This window comes from Thalassospira sp., assembly GCF_040218635.1.
Classification (GTDB): domain Bacteria; phylum Pseudomonadota; class Alphaproteobacteria; order Rhodospirillales; family Thalassospiraceae; genus Thalassospira.
Genome location: NZ_JAVJRB010000007.1, coordinates 229,481 through 253,585 on the forward strand (window position 1 = coordinate 229,481; position 24,105 = coordinate 253,585).

At 53.3% G+C, this 24,105-nt stretch carries 22 protein-coding genes; 15 read left to right on the forward strand and 7 right to left on the reverse strand.

Annotated features, from left to right (window positions below; translation table 11 throughout):
- Positions 1-60: 60 nt before the first annotated feature.
- Positions 61-1,650, reverse strand: coding sequence for an FGGY-family carbohydrate kinase (locus tag RIC05_RS07515; RefSeq protein WP_350046573.1), 1,590 nt, complete (start codon positions 1,648-1,650; stop codon positions 61-63).
- Between the two features lie 456 nt (positions 1,651-2,106).
- On the opposite strand from RIC05_RS07515, the gene RIC05_RS07520 reads away from it, so the two are divergent.
- Complete coding sequence (locus tag RIC05_RS07520) at positions 2,107-2,886, forward strand: HAD-IA family hydrolase (RefSeq protein WP_350046574.1); 780 nt, start codon at positions 2,107-2,109, stop codon at positions 2,884-2,886.
- Positions 2,887-2,958: 72 nt separating this feature from the next.
- Here RIC05_RS07520 and RIC05_RS07525 read toward each other — a convergent pair whose 3' ends face one another.
- Complete coding sequence (locus RIC05_RS07525; protein ID WP_350041816.1) at positions 2,959-3,690, reverse strand: FadR/GntR family transcriptional regulator; 732 nt, start codon at positions 3,688-3,690, stop codon at positions 2,959-2,961.
- 160 nt (positions 3,691-3,850) lie between these two features.
- Here RIC05_RS07525 and RIC05_RS07530 point away from each other — a divergent pair, with 160 nt between their 5' ends.
- The 3 genes from RIC05_RS07530 (at position 3,851) to RIC05_RS07540 (ending at position 6,761) form a co-directional block, all read left to right on the forward strand.
- Positions 3,851-4,837, forward strand: a complete 987-nt coding sequence (locus RIC05_RS07530; protein WP_350046575.1) for an aldose epimerase family protein — start codon at positions 3,851-3,853, stop codon at positions 4,835-4,837.
- A 93-nt stretch (positions 4,838-4,930) separates the two neighbouring features.
- Positions 4,931-5,647 (forward strand): FadR/GntR family transcriptional regulator, encoded by a 717-nt coding sequence (locus RIC05_RS07535; protein WP_350046576.1) that lies wholly within the window; start codon positions 4,931-4,933, stop codon positions 5,645-5,647.
- Between the two features lie 214 nt (positions 5,648-5,861).
- A complete protein-coding gene (locus RIC05_RS07540; protein WP_350046577.1) occupies positions 5,862-6,761 on the forward strand; it encodes an SMP-30/gluconolactonase/LRE family protein in 900 nt (299 codons plus the stop codon).
- Between the two features lie 113 nt (positions 6,762-6,874).
- Here RIC05_RS07540 and RIC05_RS07545 read toward each other — a convergent pair whose 3' ends face one another.
- On the reverse strand, positions 6,875-7,639 hold the full coding sequence (locus RIC05_RS07545) for a 2-keto-4-pentenoate hydratase (RefSeq protein ID WP_350046578.1): 765 nt from the start codon (positions 7,637-7,639) through the stop codon (positions 6,875-6,877).
- Positions 7,640-7,920: 281 nt separating this feature from the next.
- On the opposite strand from RIC05_RS07545, the gene kdgD reads away from it, so the two are divergent.
- The 10 genes from kdgD (at position 7,921) to RIC05_RS07595 (ending at position 18,157) form a co-directional block, all read left to right on the forward strand.
- Positions 7,921-8,847: a 5-dehydro-4-deoxyglucarate dehydratase gene (gene kdgD / locus RIC05_RS07550; protein ID WP_350046579.1), complete on the forward strand. Its 927-nt coding sequence runs from the start codon at positions 7,921-7,923 to the stop codon at positions 8,845-8,847.
- 232 nt (positions 8,848-9,079) lie between these two features.
- Positions 9,080-10,072 (forward strand): TRAP transporter substrate-binding protein, encoded by a 993-nt coding sequence (locus tag RIC05_RS07555; RefSeq protein WP_350046580.1) that lies wholly within the window; start codon positions 9,080-9,082, stop codon positions 10,070-10,072.
- 103 nt (positions 10,073-10,175) lie between these two features.
- Positions 10,176-10,721: a TRAP transporter small permease gene (locus tag RIC05_RS07560; RefSeq protein ID WP_350041809.1), complete on the forward strand. Its 546-nt coding sequence runs from the start codon at positions 10,176-10,178 to the stop codon at positions 10,719-10,721.
- A complete protein-coding gene (locus RIC05_RS07565; protein ID WP_350041808.1) occupies positions 10,722-12,011 on the forward strand; it encodes a TRAP transporter large permease in 1,290 nt (429 codons plus the stop codon).
- A 34-nt stretch (positions 12,012-12,045) separates the two neighbouring features.
- Complete coding sequence (locus RIC05_RS07570; protein WP_350046581.1) at positions 12,046-12,840, forward strand: NAD-dependent epimerase/dehydratase family protein; 795 nt, start codon at positions 12,046-12,048, stop codon at positions 12,838-12,840.
- Between the two features lie 138 nt (positions 12,841-12,978).
- Complete coding sequence (locus RIC05_RS07575; protein WP_350046582.1) at positions 12,979-13,503, forward strand: RNA polymerase sigma factor; 525 nt, start codon at positions 12,979-12,981, stop codon at positions 13,501-13,503.
- 89 nt (positions 13,504-13,592) lie between these two features.
- The gene (locus RIC05_RS07580) at positions 13,593-14,675 is read left to right on the forward strand and encodes a FecR family protein (protein ID WP_350046583.1); all 1,083 of its coding nucleotides are present in this window, start codon (positions 13,593-13,595) and stop codon (positions 14,673-14,675) included.
- 86 nt (positions 14,676-14,761) lie between these two features.
- Positions 14,762-17,176 (forward strand): TonB-dependent receptor, encoded by a 2,415-nt coding sequence (locus RIC05_RS07585; RefSeq protein WP_350046584.1) that lies wholly within the window; start codon positions 14,762-14,764, stop codon positions 17,174-17,176.
- Positions 17,177-17,241: 65 nt separating this feature from the next.
- Positions 17,242-17,667: a hypothetical protein gene (locus RIC05_RS07590; protein WP_350046585.1), complete on the forward strand. Its 426-nt coding sequence runs from the start codon at positions 17,242-17,244 to the stop codon at positions 17,665-17,667.
- An 88-nt stretch (positions 17,668-17,755) separates the two neighbouring features.
- Positions 17,756-18,157, forward strand: a complete 402-nt coding sequence (locus tag RIC05_RS07595; protein WP_350046586.1) for a GFA family protein — start codon at positions 17,756-17,758, stop codon at positions 18,155-18,157.
- Positions 18,158-18,215: 58 nt separating this feature from the next.
- On the opposite strand, the gene fhuB is transcribed toward RIC05_RS07595, so the two are convergent.
- The 4 genes from fhuB to RIC05_RS07615 are packed head-to-tail and all read right to left on the reverse strand — an operon-like array spanning position 18,216 to position 22,872.
- Positions 18,216-20,213, reverse strand: a complete 1,998-nt coding sequence (gene fhuB / locus RIC05_RS07600; RefSeq protein WP_350046587.1) for a Fe(3+)-hydroxamate ABC transporter permease FhuB — start codon at positions 20,211-20,213, stop codon at positions 18,216-18,218.
- Entirely contained in the window at positions 20,210-21,145 is a 936-nt protein-coding gene (locus RIC05_RS07605; RefSeq protein ID WP_350046588.1) for an ABC transporter substrate-binding protein, read from the reverse strand. Before RIC05_RS07605 ends, fhuB begins: the two co-directional genes overlap by 4 nt.
- Positions 21,146-21,149: 4 nt before the next feature.
- On the reverse strand, positions 21,150-22,085 hold the full coding sequence (locus RIC05_RS07610; protein WP_350046589.1) for an ABC transporter substrate-binding protein: 936 nt from the start codon (positions 22,083-22,085) through the stop codon (positions 21,150-21,152).
- 10 nt (positions 22,086-22,095) lie between these two features.
- Positions 22,096-22,872, reverse strand: coding sequence for an ABC transporter ATP-binding protein (locus RIC05_RS07615; RefSeq protein ID WP_350041798.1), 777 nt, complete (start codon positions 22,870-22,872; stop codon positions 22,096-22,098).
- A gap of 307 nt (positions 22,873-23,179) precedes the next feature.
- Between RIC05_RS07615 and RIC05_RS07620 the strand changes: the two genes are divergently transcribed.
- The gene (locus tag RIC05_RS07620) at positions 23,180-24,070 is read left to right on the forward strand and encodes an SMP-30/gluconolactonase/LRE family protein (protein WP_350046590.1); all 891 of its coding nucleotides are present in this window, start codon (positions 23,180-23,182) and stop codon (positions 24,068-24,070) included.
- Positions 24,071-24,105 lie beyond the last annotated feature (35 nt).

Genomic DNA, 24,105 nt, shown 5'->3' on the forward strand with positions numbered 1-24,105 from the left:
CTTTTGAATGGGTCACACAGGGAGGAGGTGGGATTCGACGGGGATTGAGTTGCCAAAAATTCAGTTTTTGCTCATGCCATCAAGGGTCTGACGATGGGCATGCATTTGATGGAAAATTCCATAGCGACGGTCATGATCGGCCTTGGCGGACAGGTCCGGTGCATGGGATGTTTCCTTGCCCGCCATCTTGCGGGCTGCCTTGGCAAGGCCACCATCCGGATCCAGCGCCCCTGCGGCCAGCATGGCGGAGCCCAGCAATACCGGTTCTTCACAATCAGACATCACAACGTGACATCCCGTGACATCGGCATAGAGTTTTACCAAGACCGCACTGGCGGTGTGACCGCCGCTTAGATGAATGTGGGTGATGTCATATCCGGTATCATTTAACGCATCGATGATATGACGTGTGCCATAGGCAATTGCGCAGGCGGTCGCCCAATAAAGTTTCAGGAAGCTTTCTTCGCTTTGATCCAGTGTCAGGCCGGAAATCACGCCAAGGGCTTCCGGATCGGCAAGCGGGGACCGGTTGCCATGGAAATCGGGCAAAACATGAAGGCGCGGGGCAAGATCGGTTGTCCTGGCCATCATCGGCATCAATTTTTCCCCGGCCAGTTTATGGGCATCACGCCCCATGCCATGGGAAAACGGATGCATGGCAACCACATGATCCAGCAAGGCACCCGTGGCCGATTGACCGCCTTCGTTCAGCCAAAGATTTGGCGCAATCGCCCCAAGATACGGACCCCATACGCCTTTGATAAAGCGTGGTTGTTTTGAAAGCGCCATATGACAGGTTGACGTTCCGGCAATCATTGCAAAATGCTGATCCAGATTGCCATCAAGATATTCGCCAAGGGTGCCAAGTGCGCCGGCATGGGCATCAATCAAGCCTGCGCCAACCACACAATTGGTGGTCAGGCCAAGATCAGATGCGCCTTGTTCCGATAGCGGACCAATCAGATCACCAACCGCCAATGCGGTGTCATGCATGTTGATCTTGTCATTGAGATCATCCATGCCGATTGTTGACAGGAAATCCTGATCCCATGGGCAATCATGATGGGCCAGATAGGTCCATTTGCAGGTGACGGTACAGCAAGACCGCGCGTTGCTTTGGGTCGCACGGAAAGACAGGAAATCAGCGAGATCATAGGCCGCGCCCATTTTCTGCCAGGCGCTTTGATGATGGCGTTTCAGCCACATCAGTTTGGGAATTTCCATTTCCGGGGACATGGTGCCGCCAATGAATTCCAGCACCCGTGATCCGCTTAAAGTGCATTCTTCGGCTTCGCGCACGGCGCGGTGATCCATCCAGACAATCACATCCCAGTTATCAGCCCCATTTGGGGTAACACCAAGCGGTCGGTTATCCTGATCACGGATAACAAGCGAACAGGTGGCATCAAAGCCAATCGCGGCAATTTTATCGGGTGCGACACCGGATTTTTTTAAGGAATCGCGTACCGATTGGCAAACCGATTGCCAGATATTTTCCGAATCCTGTTCGACAAAATCGGGTTTCGGACGGTTCATTGCAATCGGGTGGGCGGCACTGCCCAGCAGTTTTCCGCTGGCGTCAAATACGCCTGCACGGGCGCTGCCGGTGCCAACATCCACGCCAATAAAACAAGAATCTTGGGGACTCATGATGGGTATTCCTCCGCTTTCCCCCGGCTGTTGGGACCGTGTCACGTCTGCCGGATGTTCTTTTGTCTGGTCTTTCTGGATGCGAGTTGATCAAAAGTTCATCTATTGGTCAAATGTTCATTTTTGTTGACGCTGAAACATTCCATTCGATAGGTTGTTCAGGGTCTGAACCCAATTGAATGTTTAAAATGGCATCAGAACAATCAAGACATGCAAGGAAATCGCCGCGGCGCGGGGCATTCCCCGTGCAAGGAGATTGACGCAGCAGGTCGCCGATTGTCCTGATGTCCTTCGGATCGGAGGAATTTGCACGGGCTATTGCGTCGCTTCACCTTCCAAGGCAGCGAGCCTTGCTGCGGTAAAGCTCCTGATATCCGCACAAATTCCTCGCGACCATTTCAAGCATTCAATTGGGTTCAGACCCTAACCCCATAAATGAAACAAGCCAGGTTCAACATGGCCCCAGGAAACGAACACGGAAACGATACCGGAAACGGAACCAAAACCTATATCGGACAGGACGCCACGCCCCACACCGTTGCGACGGTCAAAAAGCTGTTTGATCGATGCGCTGTTGTTCTGTTTGACTGTGACGGCGTGCTTGTGAACAGCGAGCCGATCTCGCTTGCGACACTTGTTGATGTACTGGCCCATTTTGGTGCGCCTTTGACATTGCAAGAAGTATCAGACCGCTTTACCGGGCGATCAAGTGCGGCACCGATTGAACATATTCGCGTCGAGTCCGGAAAAGACGTCCGTTCCGAATTCAAGCCGTTCTTCTATAAAAAACTGTTTGCCCGCTATGAAACGGAGCTGACCAAAATCCGCGACATTGACGGGGTTCTGGATGCACTGACCAAGCGGAAAGTTGCCTTTTGCATTTCATCAAGCAGTTCGGTCGAACGGTTGGAAAAGACCATGGACGTGACCGGTCTTGGCCCGTGGTTTGAAGACCGCATTTACAGTGCCGATTTCGTCAAAAACGGCAAACCGGCCCCTGATCTGTTTTTACATGCAGCAGCCGATATGGGCTTTTCCCCCAAACAGGCGATCGTGATTGAGGATTCCGTTGCCGGTGTAACGGCGGCCGTTGCCGCAGGCATGAAATGCATCGGCTTTGTGGGTGGCGGGCATTATGCCGGGGATGAGGTCGTCGCGGCAAACCGGCTTTATGACGCGGGGGCGGACATCGTTCTTGCCGATATGAGTGTTTTGGCCAAGGCCATTTCGCCCTGATCAAAAGCCAAAACCCTGTGCTTGGTGAGTAAGCCCGGCAGGGTGGCTGTATTTAAACGGTAAGCCCGATGATTATCGTTGGGTCAGGAGTTTTTGATAGCGGGTCTGGCTTTGGCTGAGATGGTCGCGCATGGCTTTGCGCGCAACATCATCTTCGCGGGCCGCAATCGCATCAAAAATCTTGCGATGTTCGCCCATGATCATGTGCATATAGGCCTTTTGATCTTCGGCTTCTGGCGGGCGGCGGCGCAATTGTGCACGCGGGATGGTCTTATCGCCGAGATGTTCCAAAAATTCGGCAAAGCGGCGATTGTTGGTGGCGGCGGAAATTGCGCTATGGAATTCAAAGTCGGCCGGTTCGGTGGGATCGCCTTTTTCCAGAGCGGCCTCCATCTTTGCCATTGCCTCATAGATTTTGGCCTGCTGGGCGACGGAGCTTCGCGTGCAGGCAAGGCCTGCAGCCTCGATCTCTACCGCCATGCGCAGTTCAAGAATTTCCAGAACGTCGGACACTTGCGCGTAGTCAACGGCAAAAATCGATTTGTCGTTGCTGCGCGATTCGGGGGCCAAAACAAACACACCGGCCCCTTGGCGCGGTTCAAGAAGGCCGTCGGCTTTTAAGGCGGCAATCGCTTCGCGGATGACGGTGCGGCTGACACCAAACCGTTCGGTCAGGACCGGTTCGGTTGGAAGTTTGCTGCCCGGTTCGCGTTGACCGCTTTCAATTTCCTGACGCAAACTGGCAATGACTTTTTCCGTCAGCGAAACTTTGCGCGGTGTGTTTGATGCGGTCGTCTTGTTCATTTTGCGTGTCCGATAAATCCGGTATAAAACAATCGGATATAAAATTGACCACAGGCGTTAAGGTTTGGTTGGCGCAAGTGGCAGTACCATCTTGAAATAGTCGAACCTGACCGGTGATGTAAAGTCATCATATGATTTTGAACGGAATTGAGGCACCTGCATGTCCAAAAAGGGCGAACCGGAATATCGTTGGAACAGTGGACCTTTTCAGATCGGGATCGTGCCGCAGGGTGGTGCGATATCGCGGATTGACTGGGTGCGCCCGGATGGCAATGGCGTGATTAACCTGTTGCGCCCTGTGAGCGAGCAGGCCTTGAATTCGGGCAATCCATCCAGTCTGGGATGTTTCCCGATGGTGCCCTTTGCCAATCGGTTGGCCTTTTCCGAATTTGATTTTGATGGTCATATCGTCAAGGTTCCGGCGAACCGTCCGCCCAGCCCGCATGCCATTCACGGCTTTGGCCGGGGGGCGGAATGGAAAATCGAACGCCCGACTGTTGATCGTTTGCGCTTTAACCACAAACATGACGATGCCAAAAGCGGCTTTGTCTATGTGGCCTGGCAGGAATTCAAGGTCACTGAAATTGATGTGACGCTTGAAATCGGTGTGCGCCATCTGGGCAGAACGCCGATGCCCTATGGCATTGGCTTGCATCCGTGGTTCCCCGGTGGCGAAGATGCATCGGTTTCCTTTGTCGCGTCTGATTGTTTTGCCACTGACGAAGACATGCTACCGACCCGACGTACGGTGATTGACCTTGGCCGTGATTTTTCAGATGGCAAAATGATCCGCCATCATCATGGACTTGATGTTCATTACACCGGCTGGGAACGCGAAGCGGAGATGATTTGGGATGAAGCAGGCTATAGCCTGCATATGACCGCCAGCGACACGATGTCCAACCTGCAATTTTACATTCCCGAAGACGGTAAAACCTTCTGTGTTGAGCCGGTTACCCATGTGCCAAATGTCCATAATCATCCCGAATTCAAGGAATTTGGCGATCTGGTTGTGCTTGATAACAACCAGACACTGACCGGTAGCATGACATTGACGCCGTCTTTGTTGGCAAAACCCGAAAGCGGGCTTGTTGATGATGACGACATCGCAGTTCCGGCAAAGCGGGATTATTCTTTGGTCGATTGATCTTGGGCCGGGTGTGCGGGGGCTTTACCCGGTTGGTGTTTCCCGATAAAACTTACAAGTAAGTTTTACAAGATAACAAGTTCGGGGCGGGGCATGGCCGAGTTGCTGCTGAAAGTTCAAAAACGCGAAAAGCTTGCGGATCAGCTTTATGGTCAGATCCTTGAACAGATTGTTTCGGGTAATCTGGGCGAGGGGACCAAGCTTCCCTCCGAGAACGAGATTTGCGCATCCTTTGGCGTGTCGCGCCCGGTTGTCCGCGAAGCGTTGCGCAAACTGCAATCCGACGGGTTGGTCTATGCCCGCCAAGGGGTCGGATCGTTTGTTAAAAAACGCCCGCCACAAGGCTTGATCGAGTTTGGCGGGGTCAATGATGTCGCCGGGCTTTTGCGCTGTTTTGAAGCACGCGCTGCGATTGAGGGTACAACCGCACGCATGGCGGCCGAACGGGCCAGCCTGCGCCATCACCGTGATATCGAGAACGCCCTGAAAATGCTGGAAGACGGCATTGGGGCGGGGGATATTGCCGATAAGGCCGATCTTGATTTCCACATGGCCATTGCGCGTGCGAGCGGCAATGAAATTTTCGTCACGATCCTGAATTCCCTGCATGGCGTGATGTCCAAATCAATGAATGTCGCATTGAACATCACGCGCGGCGGATCGGCCGAACGGGGGCAAAAGGTTCTTCGCGAACATCGTCAGATTTATGATGCGATCCTGGGCCGCGATGCCGATAGTGCCGAACTTTTGATGCGCTATCATCTTCATCAGGCCCGCCAGCGCGTCACCGATCACGCCCGCGATATGTGATTTTCAACACCTTCCTGCGCCGTCATCAGGCCAAGGTTTTCCGGCTGTAACGACCGGGAAATAACGGAAAGCCGTGCGCGATTTAACAGCGTTTTGATCGGCCTTTGATATCGTCCCTGTAAAGAAAAATGGCTAATTTTATTGACAAGTGGGGCCGGTGAACGGCAAACCGTTGGGCAGTGAAATTGATCATATGACTTTAAAGGGTGTTGCAATGTCGGGTACGAACGGGGCTGCTTATCAGCCGGAAATTCTCAGTGATGAGACATTTACACTGGCGGAATGTCCGAATTGGGATGCGCAGAATGACCGGCTTTACTGGACCGATATTCTGAACGGTCAGCTTCATGCGCTTGATGTCAAAACCGGCGCGCGTAAAGTCTGGAAGTTCGAAAGTGAGCTTGGCTGTTTTGGTCTGACAGATGCGGGCCGCATCATTGTCGCCCTGCGTAAGGAGATTGTGTATCTCGACCCGGAAACGGACGAACGCACCCCGCTTGCCACCATTGAAGACGGCATTCACAGCCGCACCAACGACGGCAAAATCGGGCCGGATGGCGCGTTCTGGGTCGGCACCATGGATGACAATGCCGATAAGCAGGCGATTGCATCGCTGTATCGCATCACGGCTGATGGCAAGATCGAGAAAAAGGCCACCGGGTTCAAAATATCGAATGGCATTGCATGGTCGCCAGATGGCGCGATGATGTATCATTCGGACTCCCGCGGGCCATGGGTCAATCGCTGGGACTTTGATGTTCAAACCGGCAATATTTCCAACTGCACGCGCTATCTTGATCTTGATGATACGCTGGGTCGCCCGGATGGCGGCGCGGTTGATATGGAAGGGTGTTATTGGTCGGCAGGTGTGTCGGCAGGCAATTTGAACGGTTTTGCCCCGGATGGCACATTGATCACATCCATCCCCATGCCGATGCCCAATCCGACCATGCCGTGTTTTGGCGGGCCGGACATGAAAACGCTGTATGTCACCAGCCATCAGGAAAATTACAGTGCTGAAAAACGCGCCGAGTTTCCGCATGCAGGTAAGCTTGTATCTCTGCGCGTCGAAGTGCCGGGTGTGCCGGTTTCGCGCTTCCGCGAAGCTGGGTGATATCACCGCGAAATCCGGCGGACTTAACCAAAATAAAAGCCATGCGGGAAACTGCATGGCTTTTATCGTAAGGGGTGCTGGTTTGGCGGGGCGGGATCAGCTTTTCAGATTCTTCAGACTTTGCTGATTTCCGCCGTGACCATGCCCAACCCGTCAAAGATGGCTTCGATCTTGCCATGCGGGCTGATGGTCGGAAGCGCGCAGGCACCGGTTGTAATCACATCGCCCGCCTTTAGGCTTTCGCCGCGCTTGCCAAGATATCCGACCAGATATTCAAGGCCGCCGAAAATTTCAGGCCATGCATCGGGATCATCATTGGTGGCAAGGATTTCACCGTCACTTTTGGTGGTGACAGTGCCGCCAATGAAACCAAGATCGCGCCAGTTTTCAATTTCCTGCCCCAGCACGAAATATCCGGTCGAGTTCAGATCGGCGAGCGTTTGAACAGGGTTCTGTTTTACGTCATAGCGTCGATCTGCGATTTCGATGGCCAGATGGATGCTTTCGATATGATCAAGGATATCGCTTGATGTCGCATCGGCGGCCGGGGTGCTTTTCATCACCACGGCAATTTCGGCTTCGATATTGGGGTAATGCAGATCTGCTGTGGTCAGCTTGGCGCCATCGCCAAGAATACGCCCGTCAAGCAACGGCCCGATCAAGGGGCCATCTGCGCCAATCTTTTCCTGTGCAGCCCGTGTCGCCACGGCCAGTTTCCATCCGGCCTGCTTGGCGCCGGTCAGCGCAAGGGTCGCACGTTGAATGTCATAGGCCTGCTCAAAGCTTGTTGGCGCGATATCTTCCGGCAGGGGATCAATCAGCGTGTGATTGAGAAAGGCATCGGCAAGGATGCGGCTGGCGGCGTTAATGTCGGTCATTCCCGGTCTTCTCGATTATGGGTTTAAAGGGGTGATAGGGCGACCCTAACGGGCTTAAAGGCGGAAGTCATCATATCAATTGATCCGATTCGCCCGAATATCGCCCATATTCAAGTCATCATACCAAAGTTCAATCCTGTCATCAGGTCAATAAAACCCTTGTGTTGCGCAGTTTTCTGCGCCCTTGGCGCTGTTTGGGTAATATGTTTGACAAAGTGATATGATGAATTTATAAAATCATCATAGTTGTTTTGACGTATTTGAGATTTGAAGGACGCTTGATGCATTATCTTGAGATGAAAAAGGCCATTGGTGCCGGGTTGCTGTCATTCCCGGTGACGCCTTTTGATGCCCAGGGCGGGCTTGATCTGAACGCTTTCCGCGCGCATGTCGGTTGGTTGGCACAGTTCCCTGCAACGGCGTTGTTTGCCGCAGGCGGGACGGGTGAATTTTTCTCGTTGACCCCGGCTGAGGTCGTTGCCACCGTGCGCGCTGCCAAGGAAGTTGCCGGTGATACACCGATCATTGCCGGTTGTGGTTATGGCACGGCAATGGCGGTTGAACTGGCCAAAGAGTGCGAAGCCGCCGGTGCGGATGGTCTTTTGTTGTTGCCGCAATATCTTGTCGGTGCCGAACAGGAAGGTCTGTTTGCCCGGGTCAAGGCCGTATGCGATGCTGTCAAGATCGGCGTGATTGTTTACAACCGCGATAATTCGATCATCACCGCCGAAACGCTGTCGAAATTGTGTGACGTTTGCCCGAATCTTGTCGGGTTCAAGGATGGTCACGGCAATATCGAAATGGTGACCAAGGTTTGCACCGTGATGGGCGATCGCCTGTCTTATATCGGTGGTATGCCGACGGCAGAAGTCTTTGCCAAGGCCTATAAGGCTGCTGGTGTTACAACTTATTCATCGGCGATTTTCAACTTCCTGCCACAGCAGGCGCTTGATTTTTATGATGCGCTGACGCGTGACGATGATGCGACGATGAACCGGGTTCTGACCGAATTCTTCTATCCGTATCTTGATATCCGTAATCGCGGCAAAGGATACGCCGTTGCCATCGTCAAGGCAGGGATGCGGGTTATCGGACGCGATACCGGTCCGGTGCGCAGTCCGCTGATCGATCTTACAGATCACGAGCACGACATGTTGGCCGAGGTCATCCGCAATGCCTATGGCGATGGTGCATTGCGTGTGGCTTAGTCCGATCACGATATCGGACCTGCCTTTTATCCCGGCAGGTGGTTCTGCCGGGATGGCTATTTGCGACGCCACAATAACAATCGGTGCGCAATGACTATTAGACTAGTTGTTAATCTACCTTAGAATTGTAAATACAACTAACAACCTGTAAGGTTGAATAACAACAACAAGTCCCGATTAGGGAAAATAAGGCTTTAACGCAGTAGACACATCAGTCTCGGGAGGACTCTAAATGAACAATTTTCTTAAAACCACGACCCTGACGATTGCCGCAGCGGCCGTTTCGGTTGCACTGGCATCCGGCGCACAGGCCAAAGAATGGCGTGGCTGGAACATTCATCCGCCAGAATATCCGGTTTCGACCGGCATGGAAGAATTCGCCAAGATCATCAATGAAAAATCCGGCGGCGATCTGGAAGCCAAGGTTTACCATGGCGGCGTTCTGGGCAACCAGCCTGACGCGATTCAGCAGGTTCGTCTTGGTGGTCTGGACTGGGCTGTTTTCAATCTCGGCCCATTGGGTGAAGTTGCACCGGAAGCAAACGTTGTTTCGCTGCCCTTCATCTTTAAAAACGTCGATGCCATGCACAAAGTCATGGACGGTCCTGCCGGTCAGCAGATTGCGGATGGCCTGATCAAAGCCGGCCTGCAGCCGCTTGGCTGGTATGATTCCGGTGCGCGTTCTTTCTATAACACCAAACACCCGATCAACACGCCAGAAGACCTTAAAGGTCTTAAGTTCCGCGTGATGAGCAACGATCTTTATGTTCAGATGGTCGCAGCCCTTGGCGGTAACGCAACGCCGATGGCCTATGGTGAAGTTTACCAGTCGCTGAAAACCGGTGTGATCGATGGTGCGGAAAACAACTATCCGTCCTATGACAGCTCGGGTCACTTTGAAGCTGCCAAATACTACTCGGTTACCCAGCACCTGATCTTGCCGGAATGCCTGTGCATCAACAAAGCCCTTTATGACAGCCTGTCTGCCGACGAAAAGAAAGTCGTTCACGAAGCTGCTGATGCATCGGTTACCGTACAGCGTGCGGCATGGGCAGAACGTGCAGAACAGTCCAAAGAAAAAGTCATTGCTGCTGGCATCGAAGTTAACGAGATTGCCGACAAACAGGCTTTCCAGGACGCGATGCAGCCTGTCTATGACAGCTTTGCCAAAAGCAACCCGGAGCTGGCCGATCTGGTCAAAGCCATCCAGGATGCACAGAAGTAAGACTTAAGCTTTGCAAGGGCGGCGATATAATCGTCGCCCTTCTTTCTGTCAGGGCTTATTCTGTTTTTTTATTGCTGATTAATCATATTCTGGCGGCGCATAGATGTTATCGAGCTTCACCAAATTGATCGACCGTTTCGGCGGCGGGATCGCCGGGGTGCTGAACCTTATTGGCGGTTTGTCACTTGTTGCCCTGATCCCGAGTTTCGCCTGGCTGGTTTTTGGCCGTTATGTTTTGAACGAAACGCCAACCTGGGTCGAACAGGTCTCCTTGATCCTGATTGTTCTGATCACGTTCCCGGTTGCTGCGGCAGGCATGCGCGACAACAGCCATCTTTCCGTTTCATTCTTCCGTGATGCCCTGCCGCCGAAAATTGCCGCAGTGGTTGCCGCGATCAGCTATGCCGCCATGGCGTGGTTTGGTTACTGGATGATGGTTGGCGGGATTGATCTGATGGCGTTTAACTGGGCCAAGAAAATGCCGATCATTCATGTGTCGGATGGGTGGCGGTCATTGCCAATGGCCGTGTGCGGGGCAGGGATCACGTTTTACAGCATCGTGCATATCCTTAAAATCATCACCCGCTGGAAAGCCATTTCCAAAGCCAGTTTTTATCACGATGATTTGCTTAACAAGGACGCTGAATAAATGGGCATGACCATTCTTCTGGGCCTGTTTGCCATTGGTATTATCATTGGTATGCCCGTTGCCATCGCACTTGGCATTGCTGCCCTTGGGGCGTTTTTCTTTGAAGGTTTGCCGACCCTGATTGCGTTTCAACGCATCGGGTCTGGTATCAGCGCCTTTTCCCTTCTGGCCATTCCGTTCTTTATCTTTGCTGGGGAATTGATGCTCCATGGCGGGATTGCCAACCGGCTTGTGCAATTTGCCACCGCCCTTGTCGGCAGTCGCCGTGGCGGCCTTGGCATTGTGAACGTGTTTTCATCCATGCTGTTTGGTGGCATTTCCGGATCGGCTGTGGCTGATACATCTGCCTTGGGTTCGATCCTGATCCCGGTGATGAAAAAGGAAGGCTACCGCGCGGATTATGCGGTCAACGTTACGGTGACGTCATCGATTGCCGGGATCATGATCCCGCCCAGCCACAACATGATCCTTTATGCGGTGGCCGCAGGCGGGGGGATTTCGATTTCCAAGCTGTTTATGGCTGGCGTGGTGCCGGGCATCATGATGTGTCTGTTGCTTGGTCTTGCCACATGGCTTGTCGCGATCAAGCATGGTTATCCGTCGCAACCGTTCCCCGGTTGGGGTGTTGTCTGGCGCACGGCCGTGCGCGCAATTCCGGGATTCTTTACCGCTGTGATCATTGTCGGCGGGGTACTAAGCGGTGTATTCACCGTAACGGAATCCGGTGCAATCGGGGTTGCCTATGCGCTGATCATTACCGGGTTTGTCTACCGGGAACTGAGTTGGGAAGGCTTTATCGCCGCGGTCAAACAATCGGCCAAGACCACGTCACTTGTGATGCTTTTGGTGGGCTGTGCGTCGGCTTATGGTTATATGCTGGCATTTTATCGCGTACCTGATGAGTTGGCCCATGCCATTACATCAATCACCGATAATCCGATCATGGTTCTGCTACTGATCAATGTCATGTTGCTGATTGCCGGCATGATCATGGATATGGCGGCCTTGATCCTGATCTGTACGCCGATTTTCCTGCCGCTGGCGGTTCAGTTTGGCATGGACCCGATCCAGTTCGGCATGGTGTTGATGATGAATTTGGGCCTTGGCCTGTGTACGCCGCCGGTGGGATCGTGCCTGTTTGTCGGCTGTGCCATTGGCGGGGTTAAAATCGAACAGGCGGTTCGGACAATCTGGCCATTTTATCTGGCGATTTTGACCGCCCTTATTCTGACAACCTATATTCCCGCGGTGTCATTGACCTTGCCCAACCTTGTGTTTGGCAGCAATTGATCGCGGTTAAAGACGCATATCAAAGAGGATAAAGATGAAACGTTTGCTGATTACCGGTGCAGCCGGCAACCTTGGGAAAATCTGCCGCGAAGGGCTTAAAGGCTATGCCGATGTCATTCGTCTGTCGGATATTTCGCCGATGGACCCGGCCGGGCCGAACGAAGAAGTCGTGCAGTGCGATTTGTCTGACCGTGCAGCGGTGATTGACCTGACCAAGGATGTTGATGGCATCATCCATCTTGGCGGGATTTCCATCGAGGCGGCATTTGACGATCTGCTTCAGGCCAATCTTGCCGGGACCTACAACATTTATGAAGCCGCCCGCCAAAACGGTGTTGGCCGGATCATGTTTGCCAGTTCCAACCATGCAATTGGCTTCCATGAACGCACCACCAAACTTGATGACACATCCGCACAGCGCCCTGATAGCTTGTATGGCGTGACCAAATGCTACGGCGAAGCGGTGGCAAGCTACTATTACGACAAGTTCGATGTCGAAACCGTCAGTGTGCGCATCGGTTCGTGCTTTGAAAAGCCGCTTAACCGCCGGATGTTGTCCACCTGGATGAGCCCGGGCGATTTTATATCGCTGATGAAGGCGATCTTTGATGCCCCGATGACCGGTCATTTGGTGGTGTATGGTGTCTCGGACAACAAATCCAAATGGTGGAGCAACGATCACGCCGACTTCCTTGGCTGGAAACCAAAAGACAGCTCGGAAAAGTTCCGTGCAGAGATCGAAGCTGCCTTTGGCCCGGAAGACCGCCACGATAAGGCTGTGATTTATCAAGGTGGGCCGTTTGCTTCAAACGGACATTTTGAAGACTGATTTGCCGTGAAATCCGGTTCGATAAAAGGTCCGCTTGATGCGGGCCTTTTGTTTTTGGGTTGACGATAGTGTGTCATCAATTATAACCACACTGAAAATGATAATAGTTATCATTATTGTTAATGCCGGTGTGTGCGTATGACGGTCCGCGACCGTTTGTGGGACGGAATTTATCAACAATATCACGCGCGTCTTTTGCGTCAGGTTCAGAAATATCTGCCGACACGCGAAGAAAGCCATGACGTTTTGCAGGATCTTTACGTGCAATTGCGCCGTCGTGACCTTGACCCCAAAGAAGTTGAAAACCCACCAGCCTATTTGATGCGCATGGCGACCAATCTGGCGATTGACGTTTTGCGCCGGAACAAACGCAATCCGTTGGAATTCACCGATCCCGCCGACATTGCCGAGATGAAGGGCGCAAATGATCATGGCGCGACACCTGAACAAATCAGTTCTGACCGACAGCGTCTTGATATCATTGCTGCCGCGATCAAAGATTTGCCGCCGCGCTGCAGTGAAGCGTTTCTGTTATGTAAGCGCGATCACCTTACCCCGGCAGAAGCTGCGCAAAAGCTTGGCGTCAGTCGTAATATGGTGGAAAAGCATTTGCGAACTGCGTTAAAGCATTGCCGCGAGGTGTTGGCGAGACATGAAAACTAAACATCCTCTTTGGCGTGCGCTGAACGTCATATAAACGGGTGCAAGCCCATTGCTCGACCATTAATCAAAGGCCGGACCGCAAAATTGCCATGACAGAGTTTCGTTATCCGACTGATTGCACATGCGACGAAGACATTGCTGATTTCTGGGCAATCCGGCTGGATGGTGATGGCCTTGGCCAGAATGAACAGTTGGCGTTTGATCAATGGCAGGCCGTATCTCCGAACAATGCAGCCTTGTTGGCACATGCGCGTCAAACCTGGCACAGCATGGAAATAGTCGCGGCAGATCGCCGGACGCAGGCACCTGATGCAAATCCTGCATCATTGGGCGGATCAAACACACCGCGCCGTCCGCTGACGGAAACCGACCTTGCGGGCATTCGCGATGATCTTGAACGTCTTGGTGCCCTTGGCGGCGGGCCGGGGCGTTTTCCGGGAATGCGGCCGAAAAATCGTCGATTCCGGCCAATGCTGGCCTTGGCGACCTGTATGTTGATTGTCGGGCTGTTTGTTCTTGGTGCCGTGCGTCCGGATCCTGATCTGGTGGCGGAAAATTCGATCAGTGCCATATCGCAAATCCATGATTTGTCCGATGGATCCGAGATATGGATGGAGCCGGGAACGCGGGTCAATATCGACTATTCACCAGAATTCCGGCATATCGCGGTTTTGCAAGGCGGCATTTATATCAAGGTTGCCAAGGATGCCGCCCGCCCGTTACGTGTGCGCGTTGGTGATTTGACCGCACAGGCGGTGGGAACGGAATTTGCTGCCTCTAACTGGGCGGGGCATCCACGGGTCGAAGTCCGCGAAGGTGTGGTTGATCTTGCTAACCGGGATGCGCGTCTGGCACGGCTGAGTGCCGGGCAGACCGCATGGCAGGGGCTGCAGGGTGATATGCGCTATGGCGCATATGATATTGATCGGCTCGCGGCATGGCGGAATGGACGCTGGATCGCACAGGACATGCCGCTTGAAGAATTGCTGGCGAAAATTGCTCCATTGATGGACGGTGAAAGCTACGTTCTTGATCCGCTGATGGATGACATCTATGTCACCGGAAGCTTCGATCTTGCCAAACCACAAAGTGCGATTGCCGCATTGCTGGCGGCTTATGGCCTTACGAAGCATTCATTTCCCGGCGGTTTCGAAATTATTTCAAAAAAATAGCAAAAAAGACATCCTCAAAACCTGACCCCATGCGTCATGAGGATAATAGTGAGTTGCATTATTATTTGTGATTTTGGGGTTAAATCGTGAAAAATACGAAAATGACAAAGGCACGTCTGTTGGGGACCAGTGCGCTGGTTGCGGCCGTGTTGGGCGTTTCATTCGGCGTTTCAATGACATCGGCAAATGCGCAGGCAAGCGCAACCGATACACAAGCGATCACCATAGACGCCGGAAATTTGCGCGCGTCTCTGGATCAATTGGCCGCACAGTTCGGTCTGCAACTGATCGTGCAGGGCGATCTTTCGGGGCTTCAGGCACAGTCGATTTCCGGGGAACTCGACGTGACGCAGGCATTATCGGTTTTGCTGGCAGGAAGCGGGCATAGCTTTGAATTTATCACCGATGACAGTGTGCGTGTCTTTCCAATCACAGCACAAGGAACCGAAAGTTCGGTGACGTTGCCAAACGTGGTTGTCAGTGCCACCCGTTCGCGTCGGTCAATCTCGTCCATGTCGCCAACGGTCGTGGTCATTGGCCGCGAACAGATCGAAGCCCAGCTTGCCAAAACCAGTGACGTTACCAACGTCATTCGCAATTCTGTGCCGGGCTTCATGTTTGATGATCAAAGCCTGATTGGCAGTACAGAAACCTTCCGTGGCCGCGATGTTCAGGTTCTTGTTGACGGGATTTCGCGCAACACACCGCTGCGTAATTCAAGCCGTATTCTATCCTTGATCGATGTTGCCCAGATCGAAAGTATCGAAGTCATTCCCGGATCAAATGCCATGAATGGGGACGGCGCAACCGGGGCAACGATCAACATCATCACCAAAACCGGACAAGTTGGTGAAAACACCTTTGTGGTGGATGGTCATGTCAGAAGCTACACGGACGATATCGGCGAAAGTTTCGCACCTTCACTGACATTGTCGGGAAGTGGTGGCGTTGGCGCAGTTGATTTGGCGGGCAGCATCACGGCGTCCAAGACCGGCAATGCCTATGACGGTTATGGTAATCAGGTGCCCTCAGATGCCATGCTGGGACAGGGCGGCTTTGACAATAACGAAGACCTGAACGTCTTTGGCAAGGCTGGTGTAACGGTTACCGAAGGTCATCGCTTGTTCTTCTCGACCGAAGTTGTGCGTTTCCGTCAGGATATCGACTATTTCACGGATCTCACCACTGATCCGGTTTCTGTCAATTATGACAAGGCCTATACCGGACAGCCGCTTGAAGATGAAAGTCAGTATTTCACCGGCGGCTACGAATATGACTTCGGCAGGGTCGGCAAAGGTGATCTGAAGCTGTTTTACAATGACAGCTACAAACAGGCAGCATTGTCTGACTTTGACGCAACCCACAACAACTTCCAGCTTGCACTAGCCAACAATACAAGCGCCCTTGATCCGTTGGGGCAGTCGGTAATTGATACGGTCAAATACGGGCTTAAGCTTTCGACCGATACCAGTCTTGATTCAGTCTATGACGGTATGACCCTGACATGGGGCGGGGATTTGACCTTTGACGATGTCAAATACCGTTCGGTCAGCGGTCGCGATATCGGTGCGCCGATGGAGCAGGATGGCAAAGCTGTATTTGCACAGCTTAGCGCACCGGTAACCCGGTTTGTTGATCTGTCCGGAGGTGTCCGCTACGAAAAGTTCGATCTGACCGTCGATGACTATCTGCGTCCTAACTATCTTTATAACCGGACGACACCGATTGCCGCAGCTCAGTTCACCGGCGGAAATACCAGCTATAACGCCGTGACATATAACGCGTCTGCGGTCGTTCACTGGACCGAGAAGCTTGATACATCTTTTAGCTATAGCGAAGGTTTCTCTGTCCCTGACATTGGCGCCTATACCCGTCGTGCAGGCATTTCCGGTGCACCACTTAACTTCGCAAGCCTCGACGTCGATGCATCCAAGGTCAAAACCTATGAGATCGCAACACGTTATTCCGGTCAGGATTTCCGTACCACCGGTGCTGTCTATATGAGCACCAATGAACGTGGCGACACCTTTGACTCTGCAACCAACAAGCTCAGCCAGCAGAAGGAACGCATCATCGGTGCGGAACTGACGGCGGAATATGATATCAGTGAAGATACCTATATCGGTGCACTGGCATCCTATGTCGAAGGTCGTTACGACAAGGACAAGGACGGCGATCTTGAGGAATGGCTTCCCAATAACCGCATCCCGTCGCCGTTCCGCTTTACCGGATATGTCGACAGTTATGTCTGGGATGATCTGAATATGCGTTTTGACGGGACCTATACCGCACCGCGCAGCAAGATCGATGATGCCAAAATTGACTCCAGCCTCGTCTTTAACCTTTCCGCGCATTATCCGGTGTTGGGCGGGACGGCGCGACTGGGTGTCGAAAACATTTTTGATGCCAGCTATGAAAATCCGGCGGCAAGTGCGCTGCGCGGCTATTCGGTGGCCGGGCATGGTCGAACGATCATGATGGGCTTCCGGCGCGAATTTTAAATCCTATTCCATTTGAATTCAGGCCCGGCGGGAAATCCGCCGGGCCATTGGCATTAAGGGAACAGATGTTCAGATCAAGCACCCATGGAACCGATATCGTTCTGTTTGAAATGATCGATGCGCAAAGCCCCGCTGATGGGGCTGCCTATATCAGGGCGCTTGATGATTTTGCACAACGCAGCGAACCGGCCGTTCTGATCATGCTGGTCAAAGGCATGACGGGGCAGGATCACGAAACCCGCAAACAGGCCGCTGCATGGTTTAAGCAAAACCGCGACCGTCTGGCGGTGTTTGCCAAGGGTGTGATCCGTGTCGAACAAGATCACCATCACGGTGATGGCCATATGCATGATCATGCCGAAGATGTTGAAAACAGCAACTTCGCCCGCATGCTGCCATTTCCAATGAAACATGCGCCAACACTGGATAGCGCATTAGAGATGGCAAAGAATTGGCCGCCTGAATTGGGTGGGCGAAACCAAGAAGCGTGATGGACGAGCATCAGGGGGATTCTTGCTGGCAGGCGCTAAATGTTCATGTTATGTTCTATTCCTTTGAAGCATAAAATCGGGATGTGAAATGATCAAGGGAAGCTGTCTGTGTGGGAATGTCAGGTTCGAGATTTCCGGTGAGCAGTCATCGCTGAGTTATTGTCACTGTTCACGCTGTCGTAAGGCTGCGGGGGTGTTTTCTGCGGTGGTGATTGGCAAGGTCGATGATTTTCATCTGCTCTCAGGTAAAGAGTCGATTGGCCTCTACAAAGGGCCGGATGGAAAGTTTGAACGCAGCTTTTGTAAGGAATGCGGGACGTCGCTTGGCGATATGTCGTCGGAGAAAATCTATGTGGTTGCGGCATCCGCACTGGATGATGATCCGAAAGTTCGCCCGTCGGTTCATATCCATACCGCATCCAAACCCGATTGGTATGAAATCAAAGATGATCTGATCAAGTTTGACGGTGACTATATCCCGTCAAACTGATGCCGACGGAAGGACCCGGCAACACAGGCGTCAGGGGAGCCCACGACGCCTTTGCTCGTTATCGTTTGCGCGCTGCCAGAAGCAGGAAATAACTGGTGCCGATCATTGCGGCGATCAATCCGGTCGGCAATTGGGCGGGATAAAGCAGGTTCCTTGCCAGCCATTCGGCGACCATCATGACATTGACCCCGATCAGAACCGATCCCAGCAAATGCCCGCCCGCAAGGCGGTATCCCGCCACCCGTGCCAGATGCGGGGCCATCAGGCCGACAAAGCTGAGCGGTCCGACAAGAAGCGTTGCCGCCGCGGCCAGAATGGCGGCCAGCAACATCATGGCAAACTGGAATGTCGTGATGCCAAGACCAAGCGATACCGATTGATCCGTGCCAAGGGACGCCAGTTCAAGCGGCCGGCGCAGGGCAATCGCGATGATCAGCAATATACCGGTCACACCTGCGACAATCATCACCTCGTCCATATTGGTGAAATAAGTCGTACCGGCCAACCACGACATCAGCATCGATGTCTGTGTACCGCTGCGGGTCAAGACGATCCGGACAATCGCACCCAGAATGGCGGTTAGCGCCAGACCGTTGAGCAGCATGTAATGCGGCGCATGGGTGAATTTACGGCACAGGGCCAACAGAACGATCAGCGAGATAATACCGCCCGCAGCGCCGATAATCATGAGATCAGCACGCTGGGCAAAGCCGAAAACGGTCAGGGCAAGAATGATCGCAAGGGCGGTGGCAGAACTGACCCCGGTGATTTCCGGGCTGGCCAGCGGGTTGCGCCCAACACGCTGGATCAAGGTACCCGATACAGCCAATGCCGCCCCGCAAATCATTGCGGCAAAGGTTCGCTCAGCCCGGCCGGTGATGATGTCAAAGCTGCTGTCGCTCCAATTAACCGTCCAGCCCAGAACGGCAAACCCGTTACCATCAAGCGATACGTACAGCGAGAACACCAGGCCGATCACAAGAAGGGCGGTCAAAAGAACACTAAGCCCGGTTTTTGATGTGATTTCCTGATCGCTGTGCTGATCTTCGCTTTGGCTGCCGGGCATGATCTTGGCTTTGCGCAAGATCAATATGATGAACGGTGCGCCAAAAAGGGCGGTTGCCGCCCCGGTCGGCAAGACATCGCCACCAAGACCATTGAATTGGCGGACGATGAAATCAATCACCAAAAGCGTGAAGCCACCGGTTAGAACCGAATAGATCATAAGATCGCGCGACCGGGTTAATCCGGCAATGCGCAAGGCAGCGGGAACAGCCAGCCCGATAAAGCCAATCATGCCCGCGGCTGAAATCACCGATGCGGTTATGAAAACTGCAAAACCAAGGATGAGAAGGCGCAGGGCCGTGACCTTGGCCCCCAGTGAGTTTGCCGTATCATCGCCAAGGGCCAAAAGATCAAGCGGGCGGGATAGCAATAATACAGCCGCCATGCCGATCAAGATGCGGGGCAAGACAAACTGCGTGTCTTCCCACCCATTCTGGGCCAGATCACCGGCCCCCCACATAAAGACCGATTGTAGATATTGTTCGTTAAACAGAAGCAAAATCTGCGTGCCTGATTGCAGCAACAGATTGACAATCATCCCCGCCAGGATCAGCCAAAGTGTGGCATTGCCGCGCTTTGCCGCGATCAGATAAACCGCCCCCAGTGCAATCATCCCGCCAGCAAGGGCAAAGGCTTCTTGAAACAGTGCAAGCGATGCAGGCGCAATCAGAATGAAAATGGTCAGGGCAAATTCAACACCGGCCCCGACGCCAAGGGTGGTTGGCGATGCCAACGGATTGCGCAAAACCGTCTGGATTGCTGCCCCGGCCAATGCAAGACCCGCCCCACACAGAAACGCCATCGCAAGACGGGGCAGGGTGCTGTAATGAAACAGGATCTGATCAAAATCGGTTTCATCGGGTGTAAACATCACCTGACCGGCCAATCCATTTTGCAGGAACGGCCAGAAATCAAGGATTAGAACACCCATCGACAGCAGACCAAGGGCTGCTAGCAGAAGGTTGGGAGTCCGATGGAACGTACGGGTCATTGACGGGGGCCGTTTTCAAGGCTTTCGGTCAGAAGTTCGGCAAACCGAAGGGCCGAGGGCACCCCGCCATATGCCCAGACCACAGGCAATTCATAGACCCGTTTATTCCGGACAAAATCCATCACGTTCCACATCGGGGAGTTCCATATCTTTTTCAGAACCACCTCAGGCACCGGGTTGGTATAGACCAGCGTTTCCTTTGCGAACGGGGCAATGATTTCAAGCCCGCCACGGGCAAAGCCCCATTTATTGACCTCACCCTCATAGGCAAGCGGCACATTCATCGCAGTAAGGACGGAACCGGGCATGGATGTTTTGCCATAAATGCCCATGTTGCTTTCATCAAAGAAGTAAACGATGTTTACTTTCTGATCCGGGCCGATCACGGAACGGATACGTGCGCCGTATTCTGCAAGCTTTTCATCAACCTGTTTAAGATAGGCGTCTGCCTGTGCTTCGCGCCCGGTTGCCTTGGCGATTTTGGCAAAGGTTTCGCGTGCGGTGTCAAAGGCCGGGCGTTTTTCGTCAAACAGGTTGAGTTCAAGAACCGGGGCGATTTCCGCAAGCTTGTCATAGGCCATGCCGATATCGGGGATGGTGATGATCAGATCGGGTTTGGCTGCGCGCAGGGCTTCAAGATTGGGCGATGCCCGTTGCCCCAGATCGATAAAGTCGGCAGGCAATTCCGGTTTGGAAACCCAGTCGACATAGTCACCTGCATCGGCAAGGGCGACCGGATCAAGGCCAAGGGTGATCAGGGTTTCGGTAAAGGCCCAGTTGATGGTGGCAACGCGCTTTGCCGGGGCATTTAGCGCCAATGTCCCGCGTTCATGTTCAATGCTGATCGGGTTGGCCATGGCATTCGTTGAGCCAAAACCCACAAGGGCAGCAATCAGGGTAAGAGCGCAAAGGAATGTGCGAAATGGCATCATGAATTTACGATCCGTTGGTGGCAATTACGGCATCGGCAAGCTGTTCGGCGAACCGTGCGCCCGATATCACCCCGCCAAAGGTCCAGCTTGATGCGACTTCATAAACATGACCGTTGCGGGCAAATGGCATCGCCTTCCAGATGGCGGAATTAAACAGCTTTGTCTTTGCGGCCGGTGGAACTGGTTCAACATGGGCAAATTGAACATCGCCAAGTTTCGCCAGGTCGGACACATCGCCATTATGGAAGCCCCAACCATTGACATCCCCGGTCCATGCATTGGCAAATCCCATACGTGCCATGACAGACCCGAACAACGAATTTTTGCCGTGGATGCGGAAATGGGCGTCATCAAGAATGCGGACAATGGCAAATGTTGCGTCATCACCAACCGATGCACGAATGCGTTCACCTGCGGCTTTGATCCGGTCATTGACCGATGCGATGACGGTTTCGGCTGTGTCGGATTTACCGGTGAGTTTGCCAAGATTGCGCAGCAGCGTTTCGGCACGATCAAGGGCGGGTTGATCCGCATTTGTATTATAAATCGAATAGACCAGTGTCGGCGCATATTCCGATAGCTTGTCATAGGCCATCGCGACTTCGGAACTGATCAGGACCGCATCGGGTTTGCTTTCGCGAAGGGCCTCAAAATTTGGTTCGCGGCGGGTGCCAAGATCGGCAAAGTTCGCAGGCAGTTCCGGTTCAACCACCCATAGGCGATAGGCATCGGATTCCGGAATGGCGACCGGATCAATGCCCAATGCCAGAAGGCTTTCGGTCAGCGACCAGTTTGATGCGGCAAAGCGGGTCGGGGTGGTTTCAAAGCTTACCTCACCCATTTCGTGGGTGAATGTTTCAGCATAGGCTGTAACCGGTGCAAAGCCGCCCAGTGCGATCATGCAGATGGCCGACATCCGGCCAAGCGAAAGTTTTTGCATATTTACATTCCTATGCAACATAGCTGACGAAGCGGTTGCTGTCGGGCACCGCGATAACGTTGATTTCGGTTTGGAAAATGTCGCGCAAGACAGGACCTTTCATGAAGTCCTGCGCGGTGCCCTGCCAACAGGTGCGCCCGGCGCGCAGTGCCAGAATATGGTCGGCAAACCGCCCGACCATGTCGATGTCATGCAAAACCGCAATCACGGTCAGATTGATCTGGTCTTTCAGGTCCGCGATCAGATGCAAAATGTCGCGCTGATGACCGACATCAAGGGCGGATGTTGGCTCGTCTAACAACATTACCGGCGCGTCTTGCGCCAACAACATTGAAAGCCACACACGTTGGCGCTCGCCCCCTGAAAGGCTTGCGACCAATCGGTCGGCGAAGCCGGTCACATGGGTCATTTCCATGGCCTGATCGATCTTGGCGTGGTCTTCGGCGCGGTAGCGGCCAAAGGCGCCGCGCCACGGATAGCGGCCAAACGCCACCAGTTCACGCACGCTTAAATGCGGTGGAACAACGGGATTTTGCGGCAGATAGGCAACCTTGCGCGCAAAATCACGTGTGCCGTGATTGCTAAGCACCTGTGTATCAAGGGCGATGCTGCCCGAATGGGCTTTGTTCTTGCGGGCAAGGAGTTTCAGCAGGGTGCTTTTGCCCGATCCGTTATGGCCCACAATCGCGCTAAACGATCCGGTCGGAAAGCTGACCGTGATGTCATCAAGCAGCGTTTTCGGGTTTTTGCCGTCGCTTTTAAAGCTGACATTTGTAAGATCGAACATATGCTGGAAACTCGCAAAACAGGTCATGGGGCACTGCGGTGATCGTAACGCGCTGTGTTGGTTACAGATCGTGGCCTTCCCAATATGAGAATGCCTATCAATTACTTGCAGTAAATGCAACCGAGTTGCGATTGCAAGGTGCAAAATCATCACAGATTGTAATCATCATACAAAATGACTTTTCAGAACGGACCATTCCGGGTAGCAATATGAATTAATGATTTTTGATCCGTCATCGGTGCTTTTGGCATCGACTAAGACGGCACAAGGCAACGCGGAAACCGCGCAAAATATTCAGGGAGAAACCATGGCCAACGTGAAAACCGTATTGCCAAACCTACGTTGCACACTGGGCGAAGGCCCGCATTGGGATGCCAAGGACGGCGTTCTGTATTGGGTCGATATTGTCGGCAAAACGGCTTATGCGCTGCGCCCCAATGACGGGGGATCGCGCAGCTGGACATTTGATCAGCCGGTTGCAGCCATTGTCCCGCGCGAAAATGATGGCCTGATGGTCGCGCTTGCCGACGGGTTGGCGTTTCTTGATCCGGAAAATGGCGAAACCACGCCGTTTGTCGCACCCGATTCCGATTATCCGGGCAATCGATCAAATGAAAGCCGGGTTGATCCGGCCGGGCGTTTTTGGCTGGGCACCATGGAAAACAACATTGGTCCCAACGGCGAGGATTTGCCGGTTACGGTGTCGACCGGAACGTTGAACCGGGTTGGTGCGGATGGGGAAGCCGTGCGGTTTGCATCCGATATCGGGATTTCCAATACGCTTTTATGGTCGGCTGACGGTAAAAAGATGTTCTTTGGCGATACGATCAAAAACACGCTGAATGTCTATGATTTTGACATGGCAACCGGGGTTCCGTCCAATCCGCGCGTGTTCTTTGGCCCGCAGGATCGCGGCAATATGGATGGTTCGGCAATGGATGCCGATGGCTATATCTGGAATGCGCGCTGGGGCGGGGGATGTCTGATCCGCTTTAACCCGGAAGGCAGCGTTGATCGCATCATTGATCTGCCGGTAACCCAGCCGACCAGTTGCGTATTTGGCGGTCCGGATATGAAAACGCTTTATATCACATCCGCCGCAGTCGGGTTGGAAGGCAACGGTAACCCGTTAGAGGGCGCGCTCCTGTCAATGCAGACCGATGTTGCCGGGCAGCCCTGTTATCGGTTTGCCGGTTAAGGACCAAAAAAACGTCTGACCATCGGGCCGTGTGG

Bases quoted from the DNA above. Each gene is read 5' to 3' on its own strand.
- RIC05_RS07545 (WP_350046578.1), bottom strand. From the start codon at position 7,639: ATGACCGACATTAACGCCGCCAGCCGCATCCTTGCCGATGCCTTTCTC.
- RIC05_RS07525 (WP_350041816.1), bottom strand. From the start codon at position 3,690: ATGAACAAGACGACCGCATCAAACACACCGCGCAAAGTTTCGCTGACG.
- kdgD (WP_350046579.1), top strand. From the start codon at position 7,921: ATGCATTATCTTGAGATGAAAAAGGCCATTGGTGCCGGGTTGCTGTCA.
- RIC05_RS07565 (WP_350041808.1), top strand. From the start codon at position 10,722: ATGGGCATGACCATTCTTCTGGGCCTGTTTGCCATTGGTATTATCATT.
- RIC05_RS07595 (WP_350046586.1), top strand. From the start codon at position 17,756: ATGATCAAGGGAAGCTGTCTGTGTGGGAATGTCAGGTTCGAGATTTCC.
- RIC05_RS07530 (WP_350046575.1), top strand. From the start codon at position 3,851: ATGTCCAAAAAGGGCGAACCGGAATATCGTTGGAACAGTGGACCTTTT.
- RIC05_RS07515 (WP_350046573.1), bottom strand. From the start codon at position 1,650: ATGAGTCCCCAAGATTCTTGTTTTATTGGCGTGGATGTTGGCACCGGC.
- RIC05_RS07575 (WP_350046582.1), top strand. From the start codon at position 12,979: ATGACGGTCCGCGACCGTTTGTGGGACGGAATTTATCAACAATATCAC.
- RIC05_RS07520 (WP_350046574.1), top strand. From the start codon at position 2,107: ATGGCCCCAGGAAACGAACACGGAAACGATACCGGAAACGGAACCAAA.
- RIC05_RS07620 (WP_350046590.1), top strand. From the start codon at position 23,180: ATGGCCAACGTGAAAACCGTATTGCCAAACCTACGTTGCACACTGGGC.
- RIC05_RS07555 (WP_350046580.1), top strand. From the start codon at position 9,080: ATGAACAATTTTCTTAAAACCACGACCCTGACGATTGCCGCAGCGGCC.
- RIC05_RS07560 (WP_350041809.1), top strand. From the start codon at position 10,176: ATGTTATCGAGCTTCACCAAATTGATCGACCGTTTCGGCGGCGGGATC.
- RIC05_RS07615 (WP_350041798.1), bottom strand. From the start codon at position 22,872: ATGTTCGATCTTACAAATGTCAGCTTTAAAAGCGACGGCAAAAACCCG.
- RIC05_RS07570 (WP_350046581.1), top strand. From the start codon at position 12,046: ATGAAACGTTTGCTGATTACCGGTGCAGCCGGCAACCTTGGGAAAATC.
- RIC05_RS07605 (WP_350046588.1), bottom strand. From the start codon at position 21,145: ATGATGCCATTTCGCACATTCCTTTGCGCTCTTACCCTGATTGCTGCC.
- RIC05_RS07540 (WP_350046577.1), top strand. From the start codon at position 5,862: ATGTCGGGTACGAACGGGGCTGCTTATCAGCCGGAAATTCTCAGTGAT.
- RIC05_RS07610 (WP_350046589.1), bottom strand. From the start codon at position 22,085: ATGCAAAAACTTTCGCTTGGCCGGATGTCGGCCATCTGCATGATCGCA.
- fhuB (WP_350046587.1), bottom strand. From the start codon at position 20,213: ATGACCCGTACGTTCCATCGGACTCCCAACCTTCTGCTAGCAGCCCTT.
- RIC05_RS07535 (WP_350046576.1), top strand. From the start codon at position 4,931: ATGGCCGAGTTGCTGCTGAAAGTTCAAAAACGCGAAAAGCTTGCGGAT.
- RIC05_RS07590 (WP_350046585.1), top strand. From the start codon at position 17,242: ATGTTCAGATCAAGCACCCATGGAACCGATATCGTTCTGTTTGAAATG.
- RIC05_RS07580 (WP_350046583.1), top strand. From the start codon at position 13,593: ATGACAGAGTTTCGTTATCCGACTGATTGCACATGCGACGAAGACATT.